The following is a 24406-nucleotide window of genomic DNA, read 5'->3' on the forward strand; positions in this document are numbered from 1 at the left end:
CCCCCACCCATACGAAAATGTTATTTGCATCACAATCCAAACTGCAAATTAATGTGGATTGCATTTTTTTGCGGGAGGTAACAAAACATATCGTTGCCAACTGATAGAATTGCATCAAATAACAACCCTGAATGTTCCCAAAACAACATATCTCCCGCTCACTTGTGAGGAAAGTAACATGAACCTTAAGCTGCAGCTTAAAATCTTGTCGTTTCTGCAGTTCTGCCTGTGGGGTAGCTGGCTGACTACACTCGGCTCCTATATGTTTGTGACGCTCAAGTTCGACGGTGCGTCAATCGGTGCCGTATACAGCTCGCTCGGTATTGCGGCTGTCTTCATGCCAACGCTGCTCGGTATCGTGGCGGATAAATGGTTAAGTGCGAAGTGGCTGTACATGCTTTGCCATCTGGTGGGTGCGGGGACGCTGTTTATGGCAGCCCAGGTGACCACGCCGGGGGCGATGTTCATGGTGATCCTGCTTAACTCGCTGGCCTATATGCCAACGCTTGGCCTGATCAACACCATCTCCTACCACCGCATCAAGTCTGCGGGCATGGACATCGTGACCGACTTCCCGCCAATCCGTATCTGGGGCACCATCGGCTTTATCATGGCGATGTGGGGCGTGAGCTTCGCGGGCTTTGAACTGAGCCATATGCAGCTCTATATCGGTGCGGCGCTCTCCGTGGTGCTGGCGCTGTTCACCCTGACGCTGCCGCACATTCCGGTGTCTAACCAGCAGAAAAACCAGAGCTGGAGCGCCATGCTCGGCCTGGACGCGTTCGCGCTGTTTAAAAACAGGCGCATGGCGATCTTCTTTATCTTCTCCATGCTGCTGGGCGCTGAACTGCAGATCACCAACATGTTCGGCAACACCTTCCTGCACAGCTTCGATAACAACCCGCTGTTTGCCGGAAGCTTTATCGTCGAGCACGCGTCGGTGATGATGTCCATCTCTCAGATCTCTGAAACGCTGTTCATCCTGACCATCCCGTTCTTCCTGAGCCGCTACGGCATCAAAAACGTCATGCTGATCAGTATCGCGGCATGGATGTTGCGCTTCGGCCTGTTCGCCTACGGTGACCCGAGCGCGTTCGGCACCGTGCTGCTGGTTCTGTCGATGATCGTTTACGGCTGCGCCTTCGACTTCTTCAACATCTCCGGTTCGGTGTTTGTGGAAAAAGAGGTGAAGCCTGAAATCCGCGCCAGCGCACAGGGTATGTTCCTGATGATGACCAACGGCTTCGGCTGTATTCTGGGCGGCGTAGTGAGCGGTAAAGTGGTAGAGATGTACACCACCAACGGCATCACCAACTGGCAGCCCGTGTGGCTGATCTTCGCGGCGTACTCGCTGGTGCTGTTCTTCGCGTTCATCGCGCTGTTCAAGTACAAGCACGTGCGCGAGCCGCACGGTGCGCAGCCGATTGCGCATTAATCCTTGATGTCTTTTGCCCGGTGGCGGCTTCGCCTTACCGGGCCTACAAAAGCACGGAGAGTAGGCCGGGTGAGCGTTAGCGCCACCCGGCTATTTTATTGCAGACAGCACCCACCCCACCGACAGCAAATCCGCACTGCCGCCCGGGCTCAGATTGCGTTCAATCAATGCCTTATCCATCTTAAGTAACGCCTCGCGATCCCAGCCGTTAGCCAGCAGTTCCCGCGCATAGCCCTGAACGTAGCGCAGCCCTTCAATGCCGCCGCGCGACACGAGATTGCTGTCCTGATTAACCGCCATCAGGCGCAGCAGCAGGCCGTGAAGAGAGTGTCCGTTCCACTGTGCCAGCGCCCTACGCGCCGTCGCAAAGCCGCTTTCCGCCTCACCGCGCGCGCCGGTTAAGCCGTACTGCTGAAACTGCCGCTCGCCCGCCGTCGCTTGCCCGCTCCGCGCGGCCAGCTCACGCGACACCAGCCCGCTGCAGATGTTACTCACCTCACAGCAGAGGCTGTCAGCGGAGATATTTTTCACACGTCCGGCGGCGAAGCACAGTAAACCCAGGGCAAAAATCCCGCCCTTGTGGGTGTTCACTCCGTTCGTCGCGGCGTACATCGCCTGCTCGCAGGCCATCCCCATCGGGCGGATAATCCGCAGCAGTGCGTCAGCGGGTTTATCCGCATGCGCACTACCCAGCTCGGCAAAACGCGAAAACCACGGCGTAATCGCCGCAATGCTGCGGACGAACAGCGCGTGGTCCATATCGCGATGGGAACCGTTATTGAGCTTGTCCACCAGCCCCGGCTTGGGCGTCAGCTCCAGCTCCTGCCATAGCGCCGCTTCGGCAAGCGCGGGCACGTCAGCCGGGCGCGGTTTAGTCGCGAGCAAACCAGTCATCAATCATCTTCTCCACGCGGGAAACCACCTTCTCAACGGGGTGATTGCGCGAACGGGAACAGGCGTGAGCGGGCTCGTCGCAGATCAGGCAGCGTCTGAGATTCGCCCCCAGCGACTGACGCCCGACGTGGCCGTGCTGAGGGCAGATCACGTCCAGATCCCACAGCCTGCCGAGCGGGTGCGTCTGCTCCAGATCCGCACAGTGCGCTTTGATTTCCGCCGCCGGATGGGCCACGCACCACAGGGCTTCTGGCCCGGTGGGGAGCCACAGCACCTGGCGGTCCAGCACCTGCCAGCGGTTTTCCCACAGCAGCTGGTCGCACATTTGCAGCGCCACGCCCATGGTATTGCGATAGCGCAGGCTGTCTTTAATTTCCCCTGGCGTGACCAGCGTGAGGGAGATCACCGGCTGTTGATAGTGCTCAAGCATGTCAGCCTGGCGCGCCGCGCGGCGATCTTTCGCCGCCAGCAGTTCGTCCAGGCTGACACCCGCCCGCACGGGTGTCGCTGTTGTCATAACTACTCCTTTACCTGTCGCACGGTGTCGATCACGCTGCCGTCGCGGTAGCGGATCACCCCGACGATTTTGTCGGTAAATTCAATCGGTTTAGGTACGCCCGTCAGGGAAATCGCCCGCTCGTAAAGCGCGCTGATATCCACAACGTTGAGCCCGGCTTCCAGCAGCCGCTCGCGGATCTCCGGGCGCGCCGGATTGACCGCAATGCCGTGGTCGGTGACCAGCACGTCGATGCTTTCGCCCGGCGTGAGGCGCGTGGTAACCCGCTTCACGACCGTCGGAATACGGCTGCGCAGCAGCGGCGCGACCACAATGGTCAGGTTCGCCGCGGCGGCCACGTCGCAGTGTCCGCCGGACGCCCCGCGCATCACCCCATCGGAGCCGGTAATAACGTTGACGTTGAAATCGACGTCGATTTCCAGCGCGCTGAGGATCACCACGTCGAGCTGGTCGCAGCTTGCCGCCTTGCTGCCGGGGCTGGCGTAGACGTTGGTGGAGATCTCCACGTGGTTCGGGTTGCGCGCCAGCGAGGCCGCTGCCTGGCCGTCAAAGCACTGGGTGTCGAGCAGCTTTTCGATCAGCCCCTTCTCGTGCAGATCCACCAGACTGCCGGTGATGCCGCCGAGCGCAAAGCGCGCCTTCACGCCGCTGCGCTCCATCTTCTCTTCCATAAAGCGCGTACAGGCGGTCGCCGCCGCGCCGGAGCCGGTCTGCATCGAGAAGCCCGGTTTGAAGTAGCCCGAGTGTTCAATGACGTCCGCCGCATAGCGGGCAATCATCAGCTCGCGCGGGTTGCTGGTGACGCGCGCCGCGCCGACGCTGATTTTCGCCGGGTCGCCTACGCTTTCAACCTGCACGATGTAGTCCACCTGGTCCTGCACCAGGCTGGCGGGCATGTTGGGGAACGGCACCAGGGCTTCGGTCAGCAGCACCACCTTGCGGGCAAAGTGCGCGTCCACCATCGCGTAGCCCAGGGACCCGCAGCACGATTTACCGTGCGTTCCGTTGGCGTTGCCAAACTCATCGCTGCACGGCACGCCGAGAAACGCCACGTCGATATTCAGCTCGCCGTCCTGGAGCAGCTTCACGCGCCCGCCGTGGGAGTGAATTTGCACCGGCTCGTCCATCAGCCCGTGGGAGATGGCATCCGCCAGCCTGCCGCGCATGCCCGAGGTGTAAATCCGGGTGATGACGCCGCTTTCAATATGCTCGATCAGCGCGTCGTTGCAGGTCATCAGCGAGCTGGAGGCCAGCGTCAGGTTTTTAAAACCCATCCGCGCCAGCAGCGCCACGACGGTGTTAATCACCCTGTCGCCTTCGCGAAACGCATGGTGGAAGGAGATGGTCATCCCGTCCTGCAGGCCGCAGCGCTTAACCGCCTCTTCAACAGAGGCACAGAGCTTGCGGCTGTGCTTCGCGTCGCTGTCCGCCAGCCACGGCGTGGTGCTGTGGGCGGTATCGAAGGGTTTTAAGTCCCGCAGATGGGGAAAATTCACGTGAAGAAGTTCTGTCTGATTCATCATCTCATCCTTACCGACGCACGCCGGAGGCCGCCGCGCGCTCCAGCACCACCTGCGCGTGGTTAATAATCGGTGCATCCACCATTTTGCCGTTGAGCGACACCACGCCCAGGCCGTTACGCTCGCCCTCTTCTGCCGCCTCAATCACCCTTTTGGCGTGATCCACCTCTTCCTGAGTCGGGGCGTAGGCGTTGTGCAGCAGGTCAATCTGGCGCGGGTTAATCAGCGATTTGCCGTTGAAGCCCATCTTGCGGATCAGATCGACCTCGCGCAGGAACCCGGCCTCGTCGTTAACGTCTGACCACACCACGTCGAAGGCGTCGATGCCCGCCGCGCGGGCGGCGTGCAGCACGGCGCAGCGGGCGTAGAACAGTTCGGTGCCGTCGCCGCGCTCGGTCTGCATGTCCATCACGTAGTCAAAGGCGGCCAGCGCGATGCCGATGAGGCGCGGGGAGCTGCGGGCAATCGCCACGGCGTTGATGACGCCAATGGCCGACTCAATCGCCGCCATCACGCGGGTGGAACCGACCTCCCGGCCGCACTCGCGCTCGATACGCTCAAGGTGGCCTTCCAGCTCGTAGATATCGTCCGGCGTGTCGGTTTTCGGCAGGCGGATCACGTCCACGCCAGCCCGCACGGCGGCTTCCAGATCCAGCAGGCCAAACGGCGTGCTGAGCGGGTTAATACGCACCACGGTTTCGATATCCTGATACATCGGGTGCTGAAGCGCGTGGAACACCAACATGCGTGCGGTGTCCTTCTCACGCAGGGCGACGGCGTCCTCAAGGTCAAACATGATGGAGTCGGGACGGTAGATAAAGGCGGTTGAGAGCATGGCGGCGTTGGCGCCCGGCAGGAACAGCATGCTGCGGCGGAGTTTGCTCATTTCAGCGCCCCCCAGTTGATGCCCTGTTCATCGGCGGCACGCATCAGCGCGCTTTGCAGGCGGGCGCGGATAACACAGTCCAGCGCCCCTTTGTCTTCAATAATGATTAATCCCTGGCGCACGTTCATGGCGCGCAACGTGTCGTTGACCACCTGGCGAATCTGCTCGCCAAACTGCTTAATCACTTCACTGTGGATGACTATCTCCAGCTCGCCGTGAGCGGGAGCGATTTTCACCATCAGGTCGCTGGACTCCTGCGTTCCGGCCAGCGCCTCCCTTACAATTTTCATGATAAATTCCTGGTAGTTAAGCGACTTCCGCACTCGCACGGTAATGCGTTTCGAGATGCGCGAAGGTGGAGTCCGGGACAATCTCCCGGATCCGGGAAAACTGCTGTGTCTTCAGTAAGCGGCGCACCTCGGACGCTGAAATAGCGTTGCCGGTGGCCTTGATGCGCGGCATTTCCACCACCTCAATATGCGAGGCCAGCAGGTCGTGCAGCGTCTGGTTGTACTGGCGGGTGATATCGCAGAACGGCTCCGAGCCGATGAAGCGGTGCGTGATGCCCAGCGCCGGGGCAATAAAGTCCCGGAAGATCAGCACGTCGATTTCGCTCCACGCCTGCTGCACTTTGCCGGTCTCCTTCAGGAAGTAGGCCGGGAAGGTGGCGCGGGAGATGATGTACTGCGAGCCTTCATGCACTACCACGTTCGGCAGGTGCGCCACGCCCGCGCGCACCATCTCAAGGCGGGCGCTAAACGGGAAGAACGACGCGTCCTCTCGCACCACGAACAGATGCAGGGCGTCGCACTGCATCGCCGCCTGCTCCACCAGATGGCGGTGCCCGAGGGTGAAGGGATTGGCGTTCATCACTATCGCGCCAATGTTTTCCCCGCACCTGCGCTTCGCCGAGAGCGAACGGCAGTAGCGCTCGATCCCCTGCGGGGTGTTCTCCATCAGCACCGCGTTGTTTCCGCTCTGGGCAATCGGCCAGAAGCCGCTGCGGGCAAAGCGCTCCCGGTTGCACGGGCGGGTGCAGAGGAAGAGGTGAAAATGGCCGCGCTCCAGCGCCGCATTTTCCACCTCTGCCAGCAGCCGCGCGCTGAGGTTCTCGCCGCGAAGCTGTTCATTGACCGCCACGCATTTGATGACGTTGGCAGCAAGCCCTGCGCAACCCACCAGCTGCGGGCCGGACCAGGCTTCGACAAACAGCGTGATGTCGTTGTCCAGGCCAAGGCCGCTGTCTGCCAGCAGGTAACGGATCTGGCTTAAGCGTTCCGGGTGCTTCGCCACCAGCGTGTGGCGAAAATCAATGGGTTGCGAGTGCATGCTGCCGCCTTACTTAATGTGCTGCCGCAAGCCCGACGGCTGGCGCTTCCACGATCACGTTGCTCAGATGACCGATATGCTCGATCTCCACCTCAATGCGATCGCCCTCTTTCATAAACAGCGGCGGGTTACGCTTTTTACCCACCCCGCCAGGCGAGCCGGTGATGATCACGTCGCCCGGGCTTAAGCGGGTAAAGGTGCTGATGTACTCGATCAGCTCCGCAACCTTGTGGATCATGCTGCTGGTGTTGTCTTCCTGCACCATGCGGCCGTTCAGCCAGGTGCGGATCGCCAGCTGGTGCGGGTCCGGGATCTCGTCCGCCGTCGCCATCCACGGGCCGAACGCGCCGGTCTGACGCCAGTTTTTACCGGCGGTAAACCAGGTGTGCTGCCAGTCGCGGGCGGAGCCATCCATGTAGCAGCTGTAGCCCGCCACGTGGCGCAGGGCGTCGTCGCGGCTGATGTTCTCCCCGCCTTTGCCGATGATCACCGCCAGCTCGCCTTCGTAGTCGAATTCGCTGGAGTGGCGCGGCTTCAGCACCGGCTCGTTGTGGCCGGTCTGTGAATCCGGGAAGCGGACAAACAGCGTCGGGGCCGGGTTATGCTGGTCAAACTCCTTGCGCTTGTCGGCGTAGTTCATGCCGACGCAGAGGATTTTTTCCGGCTGCACAATCACCGGTAAGAAGGTGATGGCGCTCAGCGGCACGTCCACGGCGTCGTTCAGGTAACGGGTGGCCTGCGCCAGCCCGTTGCCCTGCAGCAGCGCCTTGAGGTCGCTGTAGCGGTCGCCGAGACGGCGGCCTAAATCAATCACGCCGTCGGCCTGGACGATGCCGTAGCTGCGTTTTCCCTGGTATAAAAAGCTTGCGAGTTTCATTGTTCTTTCCTGAAAACTTAAACGAGGAAGTTGCCCAGAATCAGCAGTGAGATAGAGACGTTAATCGCCCCGCCGATACGGGTAGCAATCTGGGCGAACGGCATCAGGCTCATGCGGTTGCCTGCGGTCAGGATCGCCACGTCGCCGGTACCGCCCTGGCCGCTCTGGCAGCAGGAGACGATGGCGACATCAATCGGGTGCATACCAATCTTTTTGCCGACAAAGAAGCCGGTGGCTACCAGTGCGGAAACGGTGCTGACAATCACCAGCAGGTTGCTGACGGTGAACGCCGCCACCAGTTCATGCCACGGGGTGATGGCCACACCGACGGCGAAGAGGATTGGGTAGGTCACGGAGGTCTGGAAGAATTTGTACACCACCTGCGAGCCTTCCAGCAGGCGCGGAGAGGCGCCGTTGCAGAGCTTCACCAGCACCGCCATAAACAGCATGCCGACCGGAGCAGGCAGGCCAATCAGCTTGTGGCCGAGCATGCCCAGCATGTAGAGCAGCACCGCCAGCAGCGCGCCGGAGGCGATAGTGGTGACGTCCGCTTTGCCGGAAAATGCAGGCTGAGAGACGGTAGCATCGGCATTCGCGCGGTTAGGCATCAGCTGGCCTTCACCGGTCAGATGCGGGTAACGTTTACCGAGCTGGTTCAGGCAGCCGGAGATAATGATTGCCGTCAGACCGCCGAGCATGACCATCGGCAGCACGCGGCCAAGCGCCACGCCCTGGTCCATGTGCAGCAGGGTGGCATAGCCGATGGAAAGCGGGATTGCCCCTTCCCCGACGCCGCCCGCCATAATCGGCAGAATGATAAAGAAGAAGATCTGGAACGGCTCAAGGCCCAGCGCCAGGCCGACGCCCATCCCCACCAGCATGCCGACGATTTCGCCACACAGCATCGGGAAGAAGATGCGCAGGAAGCCCTGAATCAGCACCGTGCGGTTCATGCTCATGATGCTGCCAACGATAATGCAGCAGATATAGAGATAGAGAATATTGGTGGATTTGTAGAACTTGGTGGTGGACTCGACCACCACGTCCGGCAGCAGGCCATAGTAGACCAGCGCGGAAGGGATAAAGGTGGCGCAAATCGCCGCCGCGCCGAGCTTGCCGACAATCGGCAGGCGTTTGCCAAACTCGCCGCAGGCAAAGCCGAAGAAGGCCAGCGTGGCCACCATCACCACGATATCGCTCGGCAGTTTTCCGCCCAGGCAATCAATCGCAATCAGCGCGCCCGCCAGAACGAACAGCGGCAGAGGAATAATCCCAATTTTCCAGGTATCCATAATATGCCACCAGCGCTCTTTGAGCGAAGGTCGCTGAATTTCAATCGGGTCGTGGGTAACAGAGAAAGAATCGTCAGTTGTGCTCATAATAAGCCCCTTGGTTATTTTGTGCGTTCAGCTTAGAGTCACAAAGGCTTACTTTATGTGAGGGATGGCATATTAAAAGCGAAGTTTTAATGGCAGCTATGGTTTTAATGGTTTCTTTTATTTAATGTGATTTATACCTTACTTATTGCCGTGGTTTTTATGGTTTCTTTTCCGAATTGAACAAACAAATAACATTTTTTCGCGCAGCCCGAAGCACGTTAGCCTTCAGGAGAACTCTTTTACAGCGCCCGCTGTGCAAGGGATCACAAGTTTTCGGCAAAGCGGGCGTCCGCGCGAAAAAAGATGATATATTGACGATCTTTGCTGCTACCTCGCGTGATAGTTATGAAAGTCTCTTTCCAGATCAAGTTGTTTATTTCGCTGGTTGCCTTTTTCTCAGTACTTTTTGCGCTGCTGGGCGGATATTATTATGCCGATGTCGGTAAACAGCTTTATCAGGAAATGAGTACGCGAGCCAAAATACAGGCTGAAGAGATTGCGCTTATTCCGACATTGCGTAATGAAGTTGAACAAAAGAATATCTCCGCCATCCATGATTTTATGCAGAAGATTTCTGCGCACAGCGACGCCAGTTTTATTGTGATTGGTGATAATAAAGGGCAGCATCTTTTTCACTCCGTCTTTGCCGACAGAGTGGGCACTACCCTGGTGGGCGGAGACAATGAAGCCGTATTGCAGGGTAAAAGCACCACCACCATCCGCAAAGGCGGGCTGGGCATTTCGCTGCGCAGTAAAGCCCCCATTTTTAACGCTGCCGGACAGGTGGTCGGTATTGTTTCGGTAGGCTATCTCACCAGCTACCTTGATACCATTACCGTCAGTAAGGTGGTCAATATTCTGATTGCCGCCGTGCTGCTGCTGATCGCTCTCTTTATCTTCTCCTGGTTCTTTACCCGCAGCATCAAGAAGCAGATCTTCTCCCTTGAGCCGCGAGAGATCGGCCTGCTGGTGCGCCAGCAGAAGGCGATGATGGAGTCGATTTATGAAGGGGTGATTGCCATTGACGATCGGCGGCGGATTGAAGTCATCAACCAGGCGGCGCGCAAGCTGCTGGGTCTGAGCCAGCTGGCCCGCGAGCTGCGCGGACAGCTGATAAGCCAGGTGCTCGATCCGGTCCCGTTCTTCGACACGCAGACGATGCTGGCGAAAGATACCCATGACGAGATTTGCCGTTTTAACGATCTCACGGTAATTGCCAGCCGGGTGCACATCATGCTTGAGGGGTCGCTGCAGGGCTGGGTGATCACCTTCCGCGATCGCAACGAGATCGACTCGCTGAGCGCCCAGCTCAGCCAGGTAAAACGCTATGTCGATAACCTGCGCATTATGCGTCATGAGCAGTTAAACAGGATGACGACCCTCTCCGGCCTGCTGCATATGGGCCGCTATGAGGAAGCCATTGGCTACATTCAGGCGCAGTCGGAGCATGCTCAGGAGTTGCTGGACTTTATTTCTTCGCGCTTCTGCTCCCCGACCCTGTGCGGCCTGCTGCTCGGGAAAGCTGCCCGCGCGCGGGAGAAAGGCGTCGAACTCAGTTTCGACCCGGCCTGTCGGCTGGACAGACCGTTCCAGCCCCTTGGGGAGCAAGAGCTGATTTCAATTATTGGCAACCTGCTGGATAACGCCATCGAAGCGACGCAGCGATCGCCGCTTCCTCATGCGCCGGTAGAAGTACTGATAAAACTCAGCGAACAGGAGCTGATTATTGAAGTGGCCGACCAGGGCGTTGGCATTGCACCGGCGATCCGTGACCGGATCTTTGAACGCGGCATCACCACCAAAACGCGCGGCGATCATGGGATTGGCCTGTATCTGATCGAAAGCTATGTCACACAGGCTGGCGGCGCGATAGAAGTTGCCGATAATACCCCGCGCGGCGCCATTTTCTCCTTGTTTATCCCGGCTACGGGAACCGCCCGGCAACTGGAAGACACCGACTATGCAACATGAACTTATTGACGTACTGATTGTTGAAGACGAGAACGAACTGGCACAGCTGCACGCGGAGCTGATAAGCAAACATCCGCGTCTGAGGCTCGTGGGCATTGCCTCGTCGCTGGCTGCGGCCCAGGCAGCGCTTGAAAGCAAACAGCCGCAGCTGATGCTGCTGGATAACTATCTGCCGGACGGCAAAGGTATCTCGCTTATCAATAACCCCATGCTGGCACGCGCCAACTGCTCGGTGATTTTTATTACTGCCGCCAGCGATATGGACACCTGCAGCCAGGCGATTCGCAACGGCGCGTTCGACTACATCCTCAAACCCGTCTCCTGGAAGCGGCTCAGCCAGTCGCTGGAGCGGTTTGTGCAGTTTGCCGAACAGCAACGGGTCTGGAAGATTGTCGACCAGCAGAACGTGGATTCGCTCTATCAGCTACAGGCGAAAAATTACCGCCTGGACAACGGCAGCAAAGGCATTGAGGAAAATACGCTGGCGCGGGTGCAGACGCTGTTCAACGACAAGGCAACGCACTGCTTTACCGTTGATGAGGTGGTGAGCGAAACGGGATTAAGCAAAACCACCACCCGGCGCTATCTGGAACACTGCGTAGAGACGGGTTTTCTGACGGTGGAGATGCTGTACGGCAAGATTGGGCATCCGAGGAGGATGTACAAGCGTAGTGCGGTTTGATGAAACCCTACCCCTCACCCCGGCCCTCTCCCCAAAGGGTCGAGGGTGAAAAGACGGCCCCGTGCAATCCCCTCTCCCCTTTGGGGAGAGGGTTAGGGTGAGGGGTTCTACTTCAATACATACCCATACAGCCGCTTAATCCCGTCGGCATCCTTCTCGCTGTAAACCCCCTGCAGCTCCGGCGAGAAGCCCGGCAGCAGGTTGACGCCCTCCTCCAGCGCCAGGAAGTAACGCTGTACCGCCCCACCCCAGACTTCACCCGGCACCACGCACAGCACGCCCGGCGGATAGGGCAGCGCCCCTTCAGCAGCAATGCGCCCTGCGGCATCCCGTATGCGAACCAGCTCCACCTCTCCGCGAATATAGGCCCGGTTTGCATCCTGCGGGTTCATTACCACCTCAGGCAGGCTCTCCTTGCGGAACATCGCCTTCTGCAGATCCTTGACGTCAAAGCTGACGTAGAGATCGTGCATCTCCTGGCACAGCTGGCGAAGGGTGTAACCCCGGTAGCGCACCGGGTATTTCTGGAAGATCGTCGGCAGCACGTCCGCCAGCGGCGTGTCGTCTTCAATATGCTGTTCAAACTGGCCCAGCATCGCCACCAGCTGCGCCAGCTTCTCGCTGCTTTCGGCAGGCGTCAGCAGGAACAGGATCGAATTGAGGTCGCATTTCTCCGGCACGATGCCGTTTTCGCGCAGGTAGTGCGCCAGAATCGTCGCCGGGATCCCGAAATCCGTGTACTCCCCGGTTTCGGCATCGATACCCGGCGTAGTCAGCAGGAGCTTGCACGGGTCGACAAAGTACTGCTCGCGGGCATAGCCCTCAAACCCGTGCCATTTAGCCCCCGGCTCAAAGCTGAAGAAGCGCAGCTCGCTGGCGATGGCGTGCGTCGGATGATCCTGCCACGGCCGCCCCGCCACCACCGGTGGGATAAACGGTTTGATCATATGACAGTTGGCAATGATCGCCTTGCGCGCCTCAATGCCCAGCTCGACGCACTCCGCCCACAGCCTGCGTCCGCTCTCACCTTCGTGGATCTTGGCGTTCACGTCTAGCGCCGCGAACAGCGGATAAAACGGGCTGGTGGAGGCGTGCAGCATAAACGCGTTGTTCAGCCGCTTGTGCGGGCAGAAACGCGCCTGACCGCGGATGTGGTTATCCTTTTTATGGATCTGCGACGTTTGCGAGAACCCGGCCTGCTGTTTGTGCACCGACTGGGTCACGAAAATCCCAGGATCGTTCTCGTTCAGCTCCAGCAACAGCGGGGACGTTTCCGCCATCATCGGAATAAACTGCTCGTAGCCCACCCAGGCGGAGTCAAAGAGGATGTAGTCGCAGAGGTGGCCGATCTTGTCGATCACCTGACGGGCGTTGTAGATCGTCCCGTCGTAGGTGCCAAGCTGAATGATCGCCAGGCGGAACGGACGCGCCTCGTCGGCCTTCTCCGGCGCCGTCTCGCGGATCAGCTCCCGCAGATACCCATCGTCAAAGCAGTGGTCGTCAATCCCGCCAATAAAGCCAAACGGGTTACGCGCGGCCTCAAGATAAACCGGCGTGGCGCCCGCCTGGATCAGCGCCCCGTGGTGGTTAGATTTATGGTTATTGCGGTCGAACAGCACCAGGTCGCCGCGGGTCAGCAGCGCGTTGGTCACCACCTTGTTGGCGGCCGACGTGCCGTTCAGCACGAAGTAGGTTTTATCCGCATTGAACACTTTTGCTGCGAACTTTTGCGCGTGCTTGGCGGACCCTTCGTGGATCAGCAGATCGCCCAGCTTCACGTCGGCATTGCACATGTCGGCGCGAAACACGTTCTCGCCGAAGAAATCATAGAACTGTCGCCCTGCCGGGTGTTTTTTGAAAAACGCCCCGTGCTGGTGGCCCGGACAGGCGAAAGTGCTGTTGCCCATCTCCACATACTGGCTCAGGGTGTCAAAAAAGGGCGGCAGCAGGTTCTCTTCGTAGCGGCTGGCAGCACTCTCCAGTTCCAGAAACTCCTGAGCTTTACCCGAGATAACCGCGGTGGCGCCATCGGGTACGTCCGTTGGCTCCTGCGAGAAAATAAACACCGGTAGCTGAAAGCCCGTGCGTTTCAGCAGTGCAAGAATGCCGCTGCGACTTTCAGCTGTTGTGATGACCACGGCCGCCACATCGGTAAAATCAGTGCTGTCCAGCGTCACCTTTTCGCGGTGCGTAGACACGGTGGAGGCCAGCTCGCGGCTGACGGCAATTTTCATGGTTTTCATAGGCGCAGTTACCCTCACCGAGCGGTGAGACAGGGAGGAGAAAATTCGCGCAATAATGTCACCTTTTATTTTGAGGTGCAAGAAGGAATCAGTATGCACGAAACCACCCAAAGCTAAGGCCCGCGCAGCCCTGGCGTGCCATAATAATGCAATATCAATGATTAAATAACAGGAGTTAACTTTGGTTATCGGGCCATTTATTAACGCAGGCGCCGTATTGCTGGGCGGCGTACTCGGCGCCGTGCTGAGCCAGCGGTTGCCGGAGCGTATTCGCACCTCCATGCCCTCGATATTCGGCCTGGCATCGTTAGGGATCGGTATTCTTTTAGTCATCAAATGCGCCAACCTGCCGGTGATGGTGCTGGCCACCCTGCTCGGCGCGCTGATTGGCGAGTTCTGCTATCTGGAAAAAGGCATTAACAGCGCGGTGAGTAAAGCCAAAAACCTGATTGCCCGACCGGGCGGCAAGGCGAAACACGGCACGCACGAGTCGTTTATTCAGAACTACGTCGCCATCATCATTCTGTTTTGCGCCAGCGGCACCGGGATTTTTGGTTCGATGCAGGAGGGGATGACGGGCGACCCGAGCATATTGATTGCGAAGGCGTTTCTTGATTTCTTTACGGCCACTATTTTTGCCACCACGCTCGGCGTTGCCGTTGCCGCGATTTCCGTGCCGATGCTGCTTATTCAGCTGGCTCTCGCCACCTGCGCCACGTTGATTCTCCCGCTCACCACGCCGGCGATGATGGCAGACTTTACCGCCGTCGGCGGCCTGCTGCTGCTGGCTACCGGGCTGCGCATCTGTGGGATTAAGATGTTTGCCGTGGTGAACATGCTGCCCGCACTGCTGCTCGCCATGCCGCTCTCCGCGCTCTGGACGCACTTTTTCGCTTAAGGATGCGGCGAAATGGTGAGAGATTGCGCAGTCTGTAACGAAAACAACATTTTTCGTTGACGGCAGGGGGCAGATCGGGTTTAATGCGCCCCGTTGCCCGGATAGCTCAGTCGGTAGAGCAGGGGATTGAAAATCCCCGTGTCCTTGGTTCGATTCCGAGTCCGGGCACCACTATTTAGAAAACCCAGCCTATGGCTGGGTTTTTGCTATATGGCTACGGCCGATTTCTGGGCGCTGATAAGCGTGGCTTTAATGCAGGCACGCTTACGCTAATAGCCCGGTAAGTTAATACAGGCGGTGGCTCTTTTTTATCACTTTATTTTGCCGGATAAATTGCTGACCTGATTTGAAAGGTTGTCGTTGCTCCGCTTCATGTCATCAAGGCTTCTTTGCAATCGCTCGATCTTACTCTCCTGCTCAGAATTCTTTCTCTCAAGCTGTAAAACCTTCTGAGTTAGCTCATCGACTTTGCGGTTGTCGGACTTCATCTGCCTCAGGCTATCCTGTAGATCCGACTCCCTGAAATCAGAAGCCTCGATTTCATCGAGGCCAGAAATTACCGGGATATATCCTCTATTAAAGTTGCTGGGTTCGATACTAACCTGAACTTTATTTGGACCCGCAGAGTGCGCGTAACCTATTGAAGAAAAATAAAAAAAAGAAACAATACACAGACCAGACAGATATTTATTCATTTCTAACGTCCTTTTAAATTTTTCAATCACTTCCAGGAGTCTCCTTCTGGTATCACCCGCTCAGGATAAAACACATGGCTTAGCCTCTGGCAGTTCATAAACGGGGTTGAAGAGCAGAAGATACTATTCGTTTTTCATTATAATACGCGTTTCCTCTCCCCCAAAATCCATCCGCCACCCGCTCATTTTCTGCCACCTTATATCCGCCGGTATCGAGATAAGCGCGTTACCACGCACCTTATCAAAGGTATCTCCCCTGCCCGTCAAAGAAATAATCCTGCTTAGCGCCTGCCTGTCAGGGCACCTTGTCCGCTACAACGGTACCGATAAATCCTGTTCCTCAGATCTGCTGCAACACTGGCGCAAAGAAGGCCGTCTGGTCACCCACTGCCCGCAGCATCGCTTGCCGGGACAGGGGCTTAGCCAGCGTTAAAAGTTGTATTTGAGGCCGAGCATGGCCGCAGCGTCGTGATAACCTTTATCCCCCATCTGTACGCCGATATTTCCCCAGGTGTTTAGCCGTGGGTTAATCTGCCCTTCGATGCCCGTTTTGATTTCGCCCAGATTTCTCGCACCCGCCTGGTAGACGCTCACATCATCCATCTGTGTACCAAAATCACGGGTGTTATGGATCCAGTTAAGTTCAACGTAAGGCTGGAACACGCGCTCCTTACCGTTATCCATGGCATGGTGGCCTTTGAGGAAGGTGCGAATACCCAGCCTGGTGCGGATATTCCCCTCGCCTTCGCTTTGAATGCGGGTGCCGTTTGCCTCATGGAAATCATCGGCTTTTACTCCCATCCATATCGCCTGCGCCTGAGGCTGGATAAACCATTCATTCAGCGTCCCCTTGCTCCCCATGAACTCAGCGAGTTTCTGCGTGTATCCCGCCTCCAGCGACGCGGTGAATCCCCGAGATTTATACGATTCACTCGCTAATCCTTTGCCCTGAACGCTGTTAGTAAACCAGTTGTACAGTAACCAGCTATCCAGCCAGGCACCCTGCGACGCCGGGGCATCGGCATACCAGGTTGCGTATCCACCTATGCTGTATCCCTCCACGGAACCGCTGGCGCGGTAGCCGCTCGCCAGGCTACGCGTCGAGCTGTGGTTGTTGCCGTAGCCCGCCATAAAGCCGAGATGCCAGCGATCGACACCATCACGACTCCAGCGCGCCACGTCTCCGCCCATCTGAGCCACATAGCGATTACTCTGGGTTGTCAGCTGGCCGCTACCGTCATGCCAGCCGTTGTGGCCGCCAACCTGACGCAGCCACAGGCTGGTCACTTCAGGCTGTGCCGATAAGGCATCCACAAACCCAGGTTCCCCCAGTCGGTCGTGCAGGCTCATCGTAAACAGGGTATTGGCCGCGCCGATGTTCGCGGTATAACTGCCCGCTTCGGGACGAACCACCGGCGCTTTTCTTTGCAGATCCGGCATCGGCTCAGGTCTCGTGCCAGGATCGGGTTCTGGCAGTGGCTCCGGCGTTGGATCCGGCACAACCGGCGTCGCCTGGCTGGTCAGATACCAGTTTTCTCCCTTTTGCATCAGGGAGTAGTCATAAGCGCCCGCCACAATACGGCCCGATTGCACAAAACTGCCGTAAGAGGTTCCGCCGACATCGACAATTTCAATACCTTCAACCGTTTGCGCACCATGTCCGCCGAGGTTATTGATAGCGACGTACGTCGTGCCCGCCAGCACGTCGCCGCCGACGATCATTTTATTGCTCGGCGAGCTGTCATCTCCCAGCACGCTGTTAAACATCAGCATCCCGCCATTACCGGTATAATCGCCGGTCACCCTCAGGGTGTCCGCCGCGTTGGGCGCGGAAAAGGTGATGGTGCCATTATTGGTCAACTGGCCGACAGCCGAACTGCCAGTCATATCCCAGCGGCTGGTACTATCCAGCGCCAGCGACGTCGCATTAGTGACTGCGCCATTCAGCATCGAAGACGACGTTAGATCAATCGCCACGCTGTTAGCGACGTCAGTGGAGGTAATATCGCCATTTAACTGGCTGTTGGCGGCCGTTAAGGTCACAGTGCTGTAGAGGTTGTTGGCGGGATCACCCGCATACTCATAATGACTAACGTTCATCAGTTGGCCGTTGCCGCCGCTGAGCGTAGAGTCATTTACCGTTAGCGCCAGCATCGTGGTATCGACATCGATTGCCTGCGCCTGCGCGCTTTGCAACGTCACATTTTTCAGCGATACGCGATTGCTGAGCGTGGTGGAGTAACCATTCACATACAGCCCGCTTGCCGCGTCGCCAGACGTCACGATCGTGCTGTTGCTGATATCCAACGCCCCTGCACGACTCCATAGCCCAAAGCCTTGTTTGCCCGTGGTGGTAACGCGCACATTATCGGCGGTAATAACCGAGCCGGGATAGACCAATAGCCCCGGCGCGAGTTCGCCGTGTGTGGCGATATCGCTGTTGGTCAACGTGCCCTTCCCGCCGGTTGCGGCGAACAGGCCAGCCCCGCCGGTGCCGTGGGTGGTTATGGTTAGCCTATCGCCCGTGAGCTGCTGATTTCCGCTATATAGCGCATAAGAATTGAGTCCCGCGGTTTCGAGGGTACTGTGAGTAATCGTTGCCGTGCCGCGCTGCGCGTTCAGCGCGATGGCACGATCGCCTGCGGTAGAAAGGGTGGCATTGTTTATATTGACGGAGGAGTCAGTGGCGGTGACCCACACTGCATCGCTATATTTACCCTGGGTCGCGTAGCGGCCCCCTTCAATAGTTATTTTTGCCGCCTGGTTGGCATTCACTGCATAACTGCTATCGCCGGTTGTTGTGGCAACCGTATTGGTCAGCGTTACCTCACCCGCCATGATGCTGATGGCGTCAGCACTTTCGGTGGCGATGGTGCTATCGCTGACCTCCGCCATCGCGGAGCCCTGCGTGGTGGACCAGGTACCGTCCAGCACCAGCCCCTTAGCGTTATTCTGAGCAGCGATGGTAATATCGGAAAGCACGGCTGAGCTATTATTCGCAAGATAAATGCCGCTGCCAGCGTTACCGCTGACGTTAATTTCCAGATTGTCGCCAGTGAAAACGCTACTATCAATCCACGCACCGCCGCCGCGCGCCCCGCTACTGGTAAGAAACAGCTGGCTGCCGTTAAATTCCGCGCCGTTTTTTGCCTGGATAATAAAGGCACCGCTTGTGTCATTTACAAGCGTCAAATTATCGAAATGGAGTTTTCCTCCATCTACGACAATAGTGTTACTGTTTGCGGCGGAAGCATAATTACTTACAAGGAGATAGATTGGTAACGCGCAGAGTAAACGATGCCACTCACCCTGACTGGTGTGATAATTGTCCATAGTATTGCCTTATAACTATTCCATTTATAAACACAGCGTGTTTCTTTCATTACATCCACAGCGGGCAACAAACGAGGCGTAACGATAAAACTCAGCCTGGTTTGAGGCACCCATCTTACGACTGGCGTTACGATAATGGGTGCTGATTGTCTTTGGCGAGCGATTCAACATTCGTGAGATATCGCCGCTGTTGTAACCCTTGCCAATTAAGAGCATGACATCGTTTTCCGCATCCGAAAGCTGGGCGTATTTCTTTAATCCGAAGCTCCAGTAGGCATCTTCTTTATTGAGATGAACGTGATAGTCCGCAGTAGCGATTGCCAGTATTTTACCGATCTTCATCGATACATCGTTGAGCGTTTGATTACGGGCCAAAAAGGGAACATGCAGCGTTAGCTTTTCTGGTACCCTGTTTTCTTTATGCCAGCGATCGCTGCTATTACGAATTTTCTTTTTATTCAAAACATTAATCGTTACATAATCATCATAGAAGATGATGTTAGCGTCTTCCTTACTCATTTCGTCTGTTGATAATGCAACACGCGCCTCGTTTAGACGTGCGTTTGCCAATTGACTCAAAATTAAGGATTTTACCCCTAACCCACGATAATAGTTAGAATCTCTCAACAGTATATTCAACATATTCCACACCCATGTATTGCATTCCCTTACAAGGAAAATTACCCCCAAAAACAGCGAGATAAACATTCAGCGAAAACTGTATTCGCTATGCGGAAATGGTTCTCTATAGAACCCCACAAATTAAGAAAAAGCTCACCTTGATACTATTCAAAAACCTCTCTCCTGGTAATACCCATCAATTATTTTAGGATAATTCGCCAAGAAAACGTTCAAGGTAAGACCTTAACTTGTGCGTTAAATTTCTTTATTTAAGATAGGTTAAGATTTATTAAAGAAGCTTCAGATCGACCTTTTCAGACTCCACGTCGTAACGACCATTCATACATAAATCTACAGGATGGGGCTGCCAGTCAATCAGCCCTCGAATCTCAAACGCAATAACGGCATGCCTCGCCATATGCTCCCTTTCCTGCAATGATCGCACCAGCAATGTTTCGGGGATAATACGTGGTTCGAAGCGAATGATAGCCTTACGGATTGCTCGCTCGATAACCTGCCAGTTATTCCGATTTTCAGGACTACCAATCAACGCCGGAATACCATAATTAAGCACTGATTCCGTCACTGCTTTATAGCGTTGCTCATTGATCGTGTCCTCGATGTTGGTATGATTTATTAAATCAGCAATATCTTTCTGAACCAGTTGACGTATCGTTTTAGCGTCGACAGGCCGGGCGCGATCGTGAGGGCTTTTAGGTTCGTCATCCTGTAACCGCTCCAGAAGAGTGGGTAGATAGCGGCCTCCTCTGGTTAACGACTTATTCGAAGACAATCTCACCCACCTCCATGATCGAATGTTCACAGCTGTCGGTAATCAGTACCTTACGGCCATGGCCGAGAATAAGCAGATCGGATAGCGAGGACCACTCTGTCTTTGACCCCAGTTTATAGCCTTGTTCATCATCCGTCATAATCGGGTAGCGTGCCGGAATGAAGCCAAAATACTCTTCCCCCGCAACGTTAACGGATGCCTGTGTCCAGAGAAGGTCCAGGAGATCTTTCGGTTTTGAAATGCGTAGCTGTTGAACTTCAGAGAAAGGCAGCCACCGATATCCTCCGGCACAAATAAATTCACATACCGGCCCAAGACGGCCATCGCTGTCTGCAATCCAGGAAAATTCGCCCAAAGTATCACTTTTGCCATGACTTTCCGGCGCAAGTTCAAATGCTTCAGATCGCGTCATATCCGATAACTTCATATTGCCCTGGCAATATTGCCCGTTCGCCTCATGTAGTTTCTCCATCCACAGTGGCATATCGCCCTGCAACGTTGCGGCCAGACGCTCACCGGATAAAACCTGCGTGCGCTGCATTTCACTAAAGACGAGGTTTTTATATAGCTCACACTGTTTTTTCATTTCCTCGTCGAGCAGCGATAAGGTCTGCAGTTGTAGTAACGCGCTGTTCCATGCGCCGTCAACGCAATACAATTTAAACAGCACTTCACGGGCTTTGAGATCCTGCGGAGACGCCTTCACCTGGGAAAGAACCTGCGCCAGCAAATCATTAAGAGAAGAGGTTTTTAATGTTTCGGTTAATGTCGTAATATCCTGCATAGTAGTAACTCCTGTTATTAATAGTGTGAATCCAGGCCAATCTTGTGGAAATCACGGAACACCAGTTCCGGAACCTGATAAGTTCCTTTCGCCACGATGTGCTCTGGTGAAAGGGATTTGAGTAAATCGATTTTTTCTTCTTCGGCAAAAATATCGTCCGGGACACCGCTGTTTTCAAAATCAGGCCAGACCTTTTCCATCAGATAAGTTCTGTCGACGATACATTCCGTTAAGGTCTTTTCTTTTAAACTTTCGTTTACGCGGTCAAATTTATTATCGGTTTTGATAAGATAAGCCGCTTCATTGCTGACATTATCGTAATACTGGCGCCCTTGCTCTTGCCATATAAGGAATCGTTTGTACTCGATTTCAAGCATTTTCAATACATCATTACTGTTCATTTGCGCGATGACATTATTGAAATAATGTAAGTCATTTATATAACTGCCCCCGTTCGGCAAAATCGCCTCAACTTCAGGGATTTTATCCGCCGCCTGCCAGGTATTCTCCGCGCCGATAAACGGCAAAAAACCCTGATGCGTTAGCGCGTCGGCCTCCTCAGTGGACGTCTCCAGCTTAAAGTGGCCGATCTGAAGATGACTCCCGATGCGCAGGGGCTGGCTCTCGCCGTAGCGGAGCTCGACGCCGTCGAGCAAACAGATGGCGTTGACGCAAAAGTTCCGCATGACCGGACGGGTTAAATGCCAGTAAAAAGCCACTGCATCTTGTCCCTCCGGTACCTGGCTGTGGGGTCCAAAGACCCCGCTGCTTACCTCCATTGCGATGGCCCGATCCGCCGTAATATTTTCCTGCAGCGTCACGGGCTGGCGCGATACGGGCCATTCAAAACGGAGCTTCATCGCGTTAACCGATATAGACATCGCCAGAGCCCGTTACGACAGCCGCACCGCACCCGGTTACATCGCCCAACCTTGCGGCCGGTACCCCGTTGATAAAGACCGTTCCTGAGCCGACGGCCACGGGCGCTGCGCCATGCAACAGCGCGCATGGCGCGATACTGACGCCCACCATCGCGGCTGGAATGCCATTAACGTAGACATTGCCCGACCCGGAACATAAGGCACCACCGTGAGCGGTGGCATCTCCGACACGTGCTGCGTTTTGCATACTTCACTCTCCCTTAAAAATAGTGGGTGACGACGACAGGTCTTCACCGTCAGATGCACATTAAGGTTCAGGCGTTTCGCTGCCTGTCTCCGTTGGGGTTTCCGTCGGGGTTACCGTCGGGGTTACCGTTGGCGTTTCCGTCGGGGTCTCCGTTGGGGTTTCCGTCGGGGTTTCCGTCGGGGTTTCCGTTGGGGTTTCCGTTGGGGTTTCCGTCGGGGTTTCCGTCGGGGTCTCCGTCGGGGTTTCCGTCGGGGTCTCCGTTGGCGTATCCGTCGGAGGTTCCGTTGGCGTCGGGAGCGGCGGTAATGGAATCTCAACGCCAAACAGCGTTGAAATCACAGGCAGGCCACGCAGGCCAATCATTCCACCACCGCCGCCGCCGCCGCCTCCACCGCCGCATTTATCGCAGCAGTCGCCAGGGTTAAGTTCGACTGTGCCGCCCTGGATAATGACCTGATCGGAACCCACGATTTTGATTTTCTTCGCCGAGAGCACCAGCTCACCGCCTGCCGAGAGCGTCATCGCTCCGCCCGCAACGGTCGTGCTCGCGCCGCCGACAGCCAGAGAGTGATATCCCCCCACATTGACCTGCTGAGCGCCGCCAACAGATAAAGAGTGGTAACCACCTACGTTCGTCATAAACGCGCCGCCGACGTTAATTCCCTTCGCAAGCGCAACGGTATCGGTCTGGCCTCCTCCCACCTGAATGGCCAGCGCGCCTCCGATCATGGCGCTACTGTTACCGATCACATCCGACATATAGTTCGCGCCAACGAACAGATTTCGCGACAGGCCGACATTCACGTCGGAATTCATGCCGATCGTCTGCTCCTCGTTTTGCTTGGTTAAACGAGTCATATTGCGCTCGGCCTGTTCCCAGTACTGCTCAAGTCCGGGCTTATCTTCAAAGCGAATGCCGTTAAAGTTACTTCGCCCACCGCCAACGGTGCGGCTAACCAACCCGCTCTGCGTAGCGTTTACTGGCAGATCCCACGGCGGCATTGTGACGTTGTTGTACAGGCTGCCGATTATGAGCGGTCTGTCCGGATCGCCGTTAATAAAGTCGACTATCACTTCATGGCCGATACGGGGAATATAGATCCCGCCAAAGTTGTTTCCGGCCCAGGCCTGGCTCACACGTAGCCAGCAGGAGTCGGACTCTCTGTTTTTGCCATAGCGATCCCACAAAAAACGCACCTTTACGCGGCCGTATTCGTCGGTCCAGATCTCTTCGCCATCAGGACCAACAATGATTGCCGTTTGCGGTCCGCTGGTTTTCGGCTTGGGCACCGTCATCGGGTGGCGATAAATCTTGGTGGTGGGCTGAACGGTAAAATCGCAGTGATAACGGAATTCGTCCATGCCGGTCACCTGATTAATCTCTTCCACCACCAGATGGCTTCGCAAAACCATGTATTCGCGGTTCGCTTTCTCGACGGGATAATTCACCAGTTCAAAATCACACCCGCAGGCAATACCGCGCAGTTCGCCGGCCCCTTCACAGCGTGACCCCAGCGCCCCGCGCTCTTCCATTCGCACCCGCGCCAGCTGCTCGCCGATATTGGGCTGCTCGTAATCACCTGGCCAATGGAAGATCTCCATCTCATTAAAACTGGTTTTCCGTGGCTTGCTGTCGAGCGCCATAATATCGGCACGTGATTTCGTAAAATCATAATCATTGGTGACCCATTTCCCGGAAGTAATGGTCTCCTGAAAATGGAACTGGCTGATATATTCCTGGTCCATCTTCGGACGATCGGCAGCATACTGAATTACGTGATAGGCTTCACTCGGGAAACGTTTATGCGCCCCGACGTTATCCACTAAAATCAGTTTGTGGTGCTGTTCGGCATGTTCAAAGAACCAATAAATACCCCACTCTTCCATTAACCGTTCAATAAAGTCAAAGTCGGTCTCACCATACTGAACCTGGAAATCCAGCAGCGGGTAGCTTCCCGACAGCCGTTTTTCTAACGGAAAATTGTAATCACCTAACACCTCATCAATAATATCCACTACGGTTTTTTGCTGGAATATTTTGAAATCAGAGGTGAGTTCTGCCAGATGCAGCCATGGACGAATCACAATTTCATAGAGCGCCTGATTACCATCGCGTCCGATATAACGCGCACGTTGCACAATGCCTGAAATTTCCCGGGTATCTTTACCAATCGCAAAAATATCCCCCAGCCCGTTGCCATCCAGTTCAATGGTGACGGTCATTTCTTTGCCGATTAACGCTTTCAAATCGACATTTGATGCGGCCTGCCAGGGAATCAAAGGGTTAGCCGGGGTTTTAGCCGTAATCACATAGGAGTACAGGGACGACAGCGCCTCTTCACCATCCAGCTTAGAGATGACCAGAGCGGTATTGCCCAGCAACAACGGCATCGCCGGACTGCTTAATGTTATAGTACGTGA

The 24406-nt window shown here is 56.0% G+C and carries 21 protein-coding genes and 1 tRNA gene; 5 read left to right on the forward strand and 17 right to left on the reverse strand.

Features of this window, described 5'->3' with window-relative positions:
- Positions 1-178: 178 nt before the first annotated feature.
- A complete protein-coding gene (locus GVO84_RS18630) occupies positions 179-1435 on the forward strand; it encodes a nucleoside permease (protein ID WP_159514870.1) in 1257 nt (418 codons plus the stop codon).
- 90 nt (positions 1436-1525) lie between these two features.
- On the opposite strand, the gene citG is transcribed toward GVO84_RS18630, so the two are convergent.
- From citG to GVO84_RS18670, 8 genes are read right to left on the reverse strand one after another with little or no spacing between them, the layout of a single operon-like run.
- Entirely contained in the window at positions 1526-2329 is an 804-nt protein-coding gene (citG, locus tag GVO84_RS18635; protein WP_159514871.1) for a triphosphoribosyl-dephospho-CoA synthase CitG, read from the reverse strand.
- A complete protein-coding gene (gene citX / locus GVO84_RS18640; RefSeq protein WP_159514872.1) occupies positions 2307-2846 on the reverse strand; it encodes a citrate lyase holo-[acyl-carrier protein] synthase in 540 nt (179 codons plus the stop codon). The genes citG and citX overlap by 23 nt, the downstream gene beginning before the upstream one ends.
- A gap of 2 nt (positions 2847-2848) precedes the next feature.
- The gene (gene citF / locus GVO84_RS18645) at positions 2849-4366 is read right to left on the reverse strand and encodes a citrate lyase subunit alpha (protein ID WP_159515667.1); all 1518 of its coding nucleotides are present in this window, start codon (positions 4364-4366) and stop codon (positions 2849-2851) included.
- A gap of 10 nt (positions 4367-4376) precedes the next feature.
- Positions 4377-5252: a citrate (pro-3S)-lyase subunit beta gene (citE, locus tag GVO84_RS18650; protein ID WP_032660024.1), complete on the reverse strand. Its 876-nt coding sequence runs from the start codon at positions 5250-5252 to the stop codon at positions 4377-4379.
- Positions 5249-5542 (reverse strand): citrate lyase acyl carrier protein, encoded by a 294-nt coding sequence (gene citD, locus GVO84_RS18655; RefSeq protein ID WP_159514873.1) that lies wholly within the window; start codon positions 5540-5542, stop codon positions 5249-5251. Before citD ends, citE begins: the two co-directional genes overlap by 4 nt.
- Positions 5543-5558: 16 nt before the next feature.
- A complete protein-coding gene (citC, locus tag GVO84_RS18660; protein WP_159514874.1) occupies positions 5559-6581 on the reverse strand; it encodes a [citrate (pro-3S)-lyase] ligase in 1023 nt (340 codons plus the stop codon).
- A gap of 13 nt (positions 6582-6594) precedes the next feature.
- The gene (locus GVO84_RS18665; protein ID WP_059312234.1) at positions 6595-7458 is read right to left on the reverse strand and encodes a fumarylacetoacetate hydrolase family protein; all 864 of its coding nucleotides are present in this window, start codon (positions 7456-7458) and stop codon (positions 6595-6597) included.
- Positions 7459-7475: 17 nt separating this feature from the next.
- Positions 7476-8837, reverse strand: a complete 1362-nt coding sequence (locus GVO84_RS18670; RefSeq protein WP_023333366.1) for a 2-hydroxycarboxylate transporter family protein — start codon at positions 8835-8837, stop codon at positions 7476-7478.
- 345 nt (positions 8838-9182) lie between these two features.
- On the opposite strand from GVO84_RS18670, the gene GVO84_RS18675 reads away from it, so the two are divergent.
- On the forward strand, positions 9183-10808 hold the full coding sequence (locus GVO84_RS18675) for an ATP-binding protein (protein ID WP_201283075.1): 1626 nt from the start codon (positions 9183-9185) through the stop codon (positions 10806-10808).
- Positions 10798-11490 carry a response regulator gene (locus tag GVO84_RS18680; protein WP_121424625.1) on the forward strand — a complete coding sequence of 231 codons (693 nt, stop codon included), beginning with the start codon at positions 10798-10800 and terminating at the stop codon, positions 11488-11490. Before GVO84_RS18675 ends, GVO84_RS18680 begins: the two co-directional genes overlap by 11 nt.
- A gap of 107 nt (positions 11491-11597) precedes the next feature.
- Here the strand turns inward: GVO84_RS18680 and GVO84_RS18685 are convergent, their stop codons facing one another.
- On the reverse strand, positions 11598-13733 hold the full coding sequence (locus tag GVO84_RS18685) for an ornithine decarboxylase (protein WP_159514875.1): 2136 nt from the start codon (positions 13731-13733) through the stop codon (positions 11598-11600).
- Between the two features lie 181 nt (positions 13734-13914).
- Between GVO84_RS18685 and GVO84_RS18690 the strand changes: the two genes are divergently transcribed.
- Positions 13915-14631 (forward strand): DUF554 domain-containing protein, encoded by a 717-nt coding sequence (locus GVO84_RS18690; protein ID WP_023309150.1) that lies wholly within the window; start codon positions 13915-13917, stop codon positions 14629-14631.
- A gap of 95 nt (positions 14632-14726) precedes the next feature.
- Positions 14727-14802, forward strand: a tRNA-Phe gene (locus GVO84_RS18695).
- A gap of 140 nt (positions 14803-14942) precedes the next feature.
- On the opposite strand, the gene GVO84_RS18700 is transcribed toward GVO84_RS18695, so the two are convergent.
- The 8 genes from GVO84_RS18700 to GVO84_RS18735 form a co-directional block, all read right to left on the reverse strand.
- Positions 14943-15356, reverse strand: a complete 414-nt coding sequence (locus GVO84_RS18700) for a hypothetical protein (protein WP_236545884.1) — start codon at positions 15354-15356, stop codon at positions 14943-14945.
- 399 nt (positions 15357-15755) lie between these two features.
- Complete coding sequence (locus GVO84_RS18705) at positions 15756-18659, reverse strand: autotransporter outer membrane beta-barrel domain-containing protein (protein WP_159514876.1); 2904 nt, start codon at positions 18657-18659, stop codon at positions 15756-15758.
- A 24-nt stretch (positions 18660-18683) separates the two neighbouring features.
- Positions 18684-19301, reverse strand: a complete 618-nt coding sequence (locus GVO84_RS18710) for a helix-turn-helix domain-containing protein (RefSeq protein ID WP_159514877.1) — start codon at positions 19299-19301, stop codon at positions 18684-18686.
- A gap of 268 nt (positions 19302-19569) precedes the next feature.
- The gene (tssE, locus tag GVO84_RS18715) at positions 19570-20073 is read right to left on the reverse strand and encodes a type VI secretion system baseplate subunit TssE (RefSeq protein WP_121424629.1); all 504 of its coding nucleotides are present in this window, start codon (positions 20071-20073) and stop codon (positions 19570-19572) included.
- Entirely contained in the window at positions 20060-20857 is a 798-nt protein-coding gene (locus GVO84_RS18720; protein WP_121424630.1) for a type VI secretion system accessory protein TagJ, read from the reverse strand. The genes tssE and GVO84_RS18720 overlap by 14 nt, the downstream gene beginning before the upstream one ends.
- Before the next feature lie 17 nt (positions 20858-20874).
- A complete protein-coding gene (locus tag GVO84_RS18725; protein ID WP_159514878.1) occupies positions 20875-21738 on the reverse strand; it encodes a TagK domain-containing protein in 864 nt (287 codons plus the stop codon).
- Positions 21722-21985: a PAAR domain-containing protein gene (locus GVO84_RS18730; RefSeq protein WP_121424632.1), complete on the reverse strand. Its 264-nt coding sequence runs from the start codon at positions 21983-21985 to the stop codon at positions 21722-21724. The genes GVO84_RS18725 and GVO84_RS18730 overlap by 17 nt, the downstream gene beginning before the upstream one ends.
- Positions 21986-22045: 60 nt before the next feature.
- On the reverse strand, positions 22046-24376 hold the full coding sequence (locus tag GVO84_RS18735; RefSeq protein WP_236545939.1) for a type VI secretion system Vgr family protein: 2331 nt from the start codon (positions 24374-24376) through the stop codon (positions 22046-22048).
- Positions 24377-24406: the final 30 nt, after the last annotated feature.

The organism is Enterobacter sp. SM3 (genome assembly GCF_009811935.2).
Taxonomy (GTDB): Bacteria; Pseudomonadota; Gammaproteobacteria; order Enterobacterales; family Enterobacteriaceae; genus Enterobacter; species Enterobacter asburiae_D.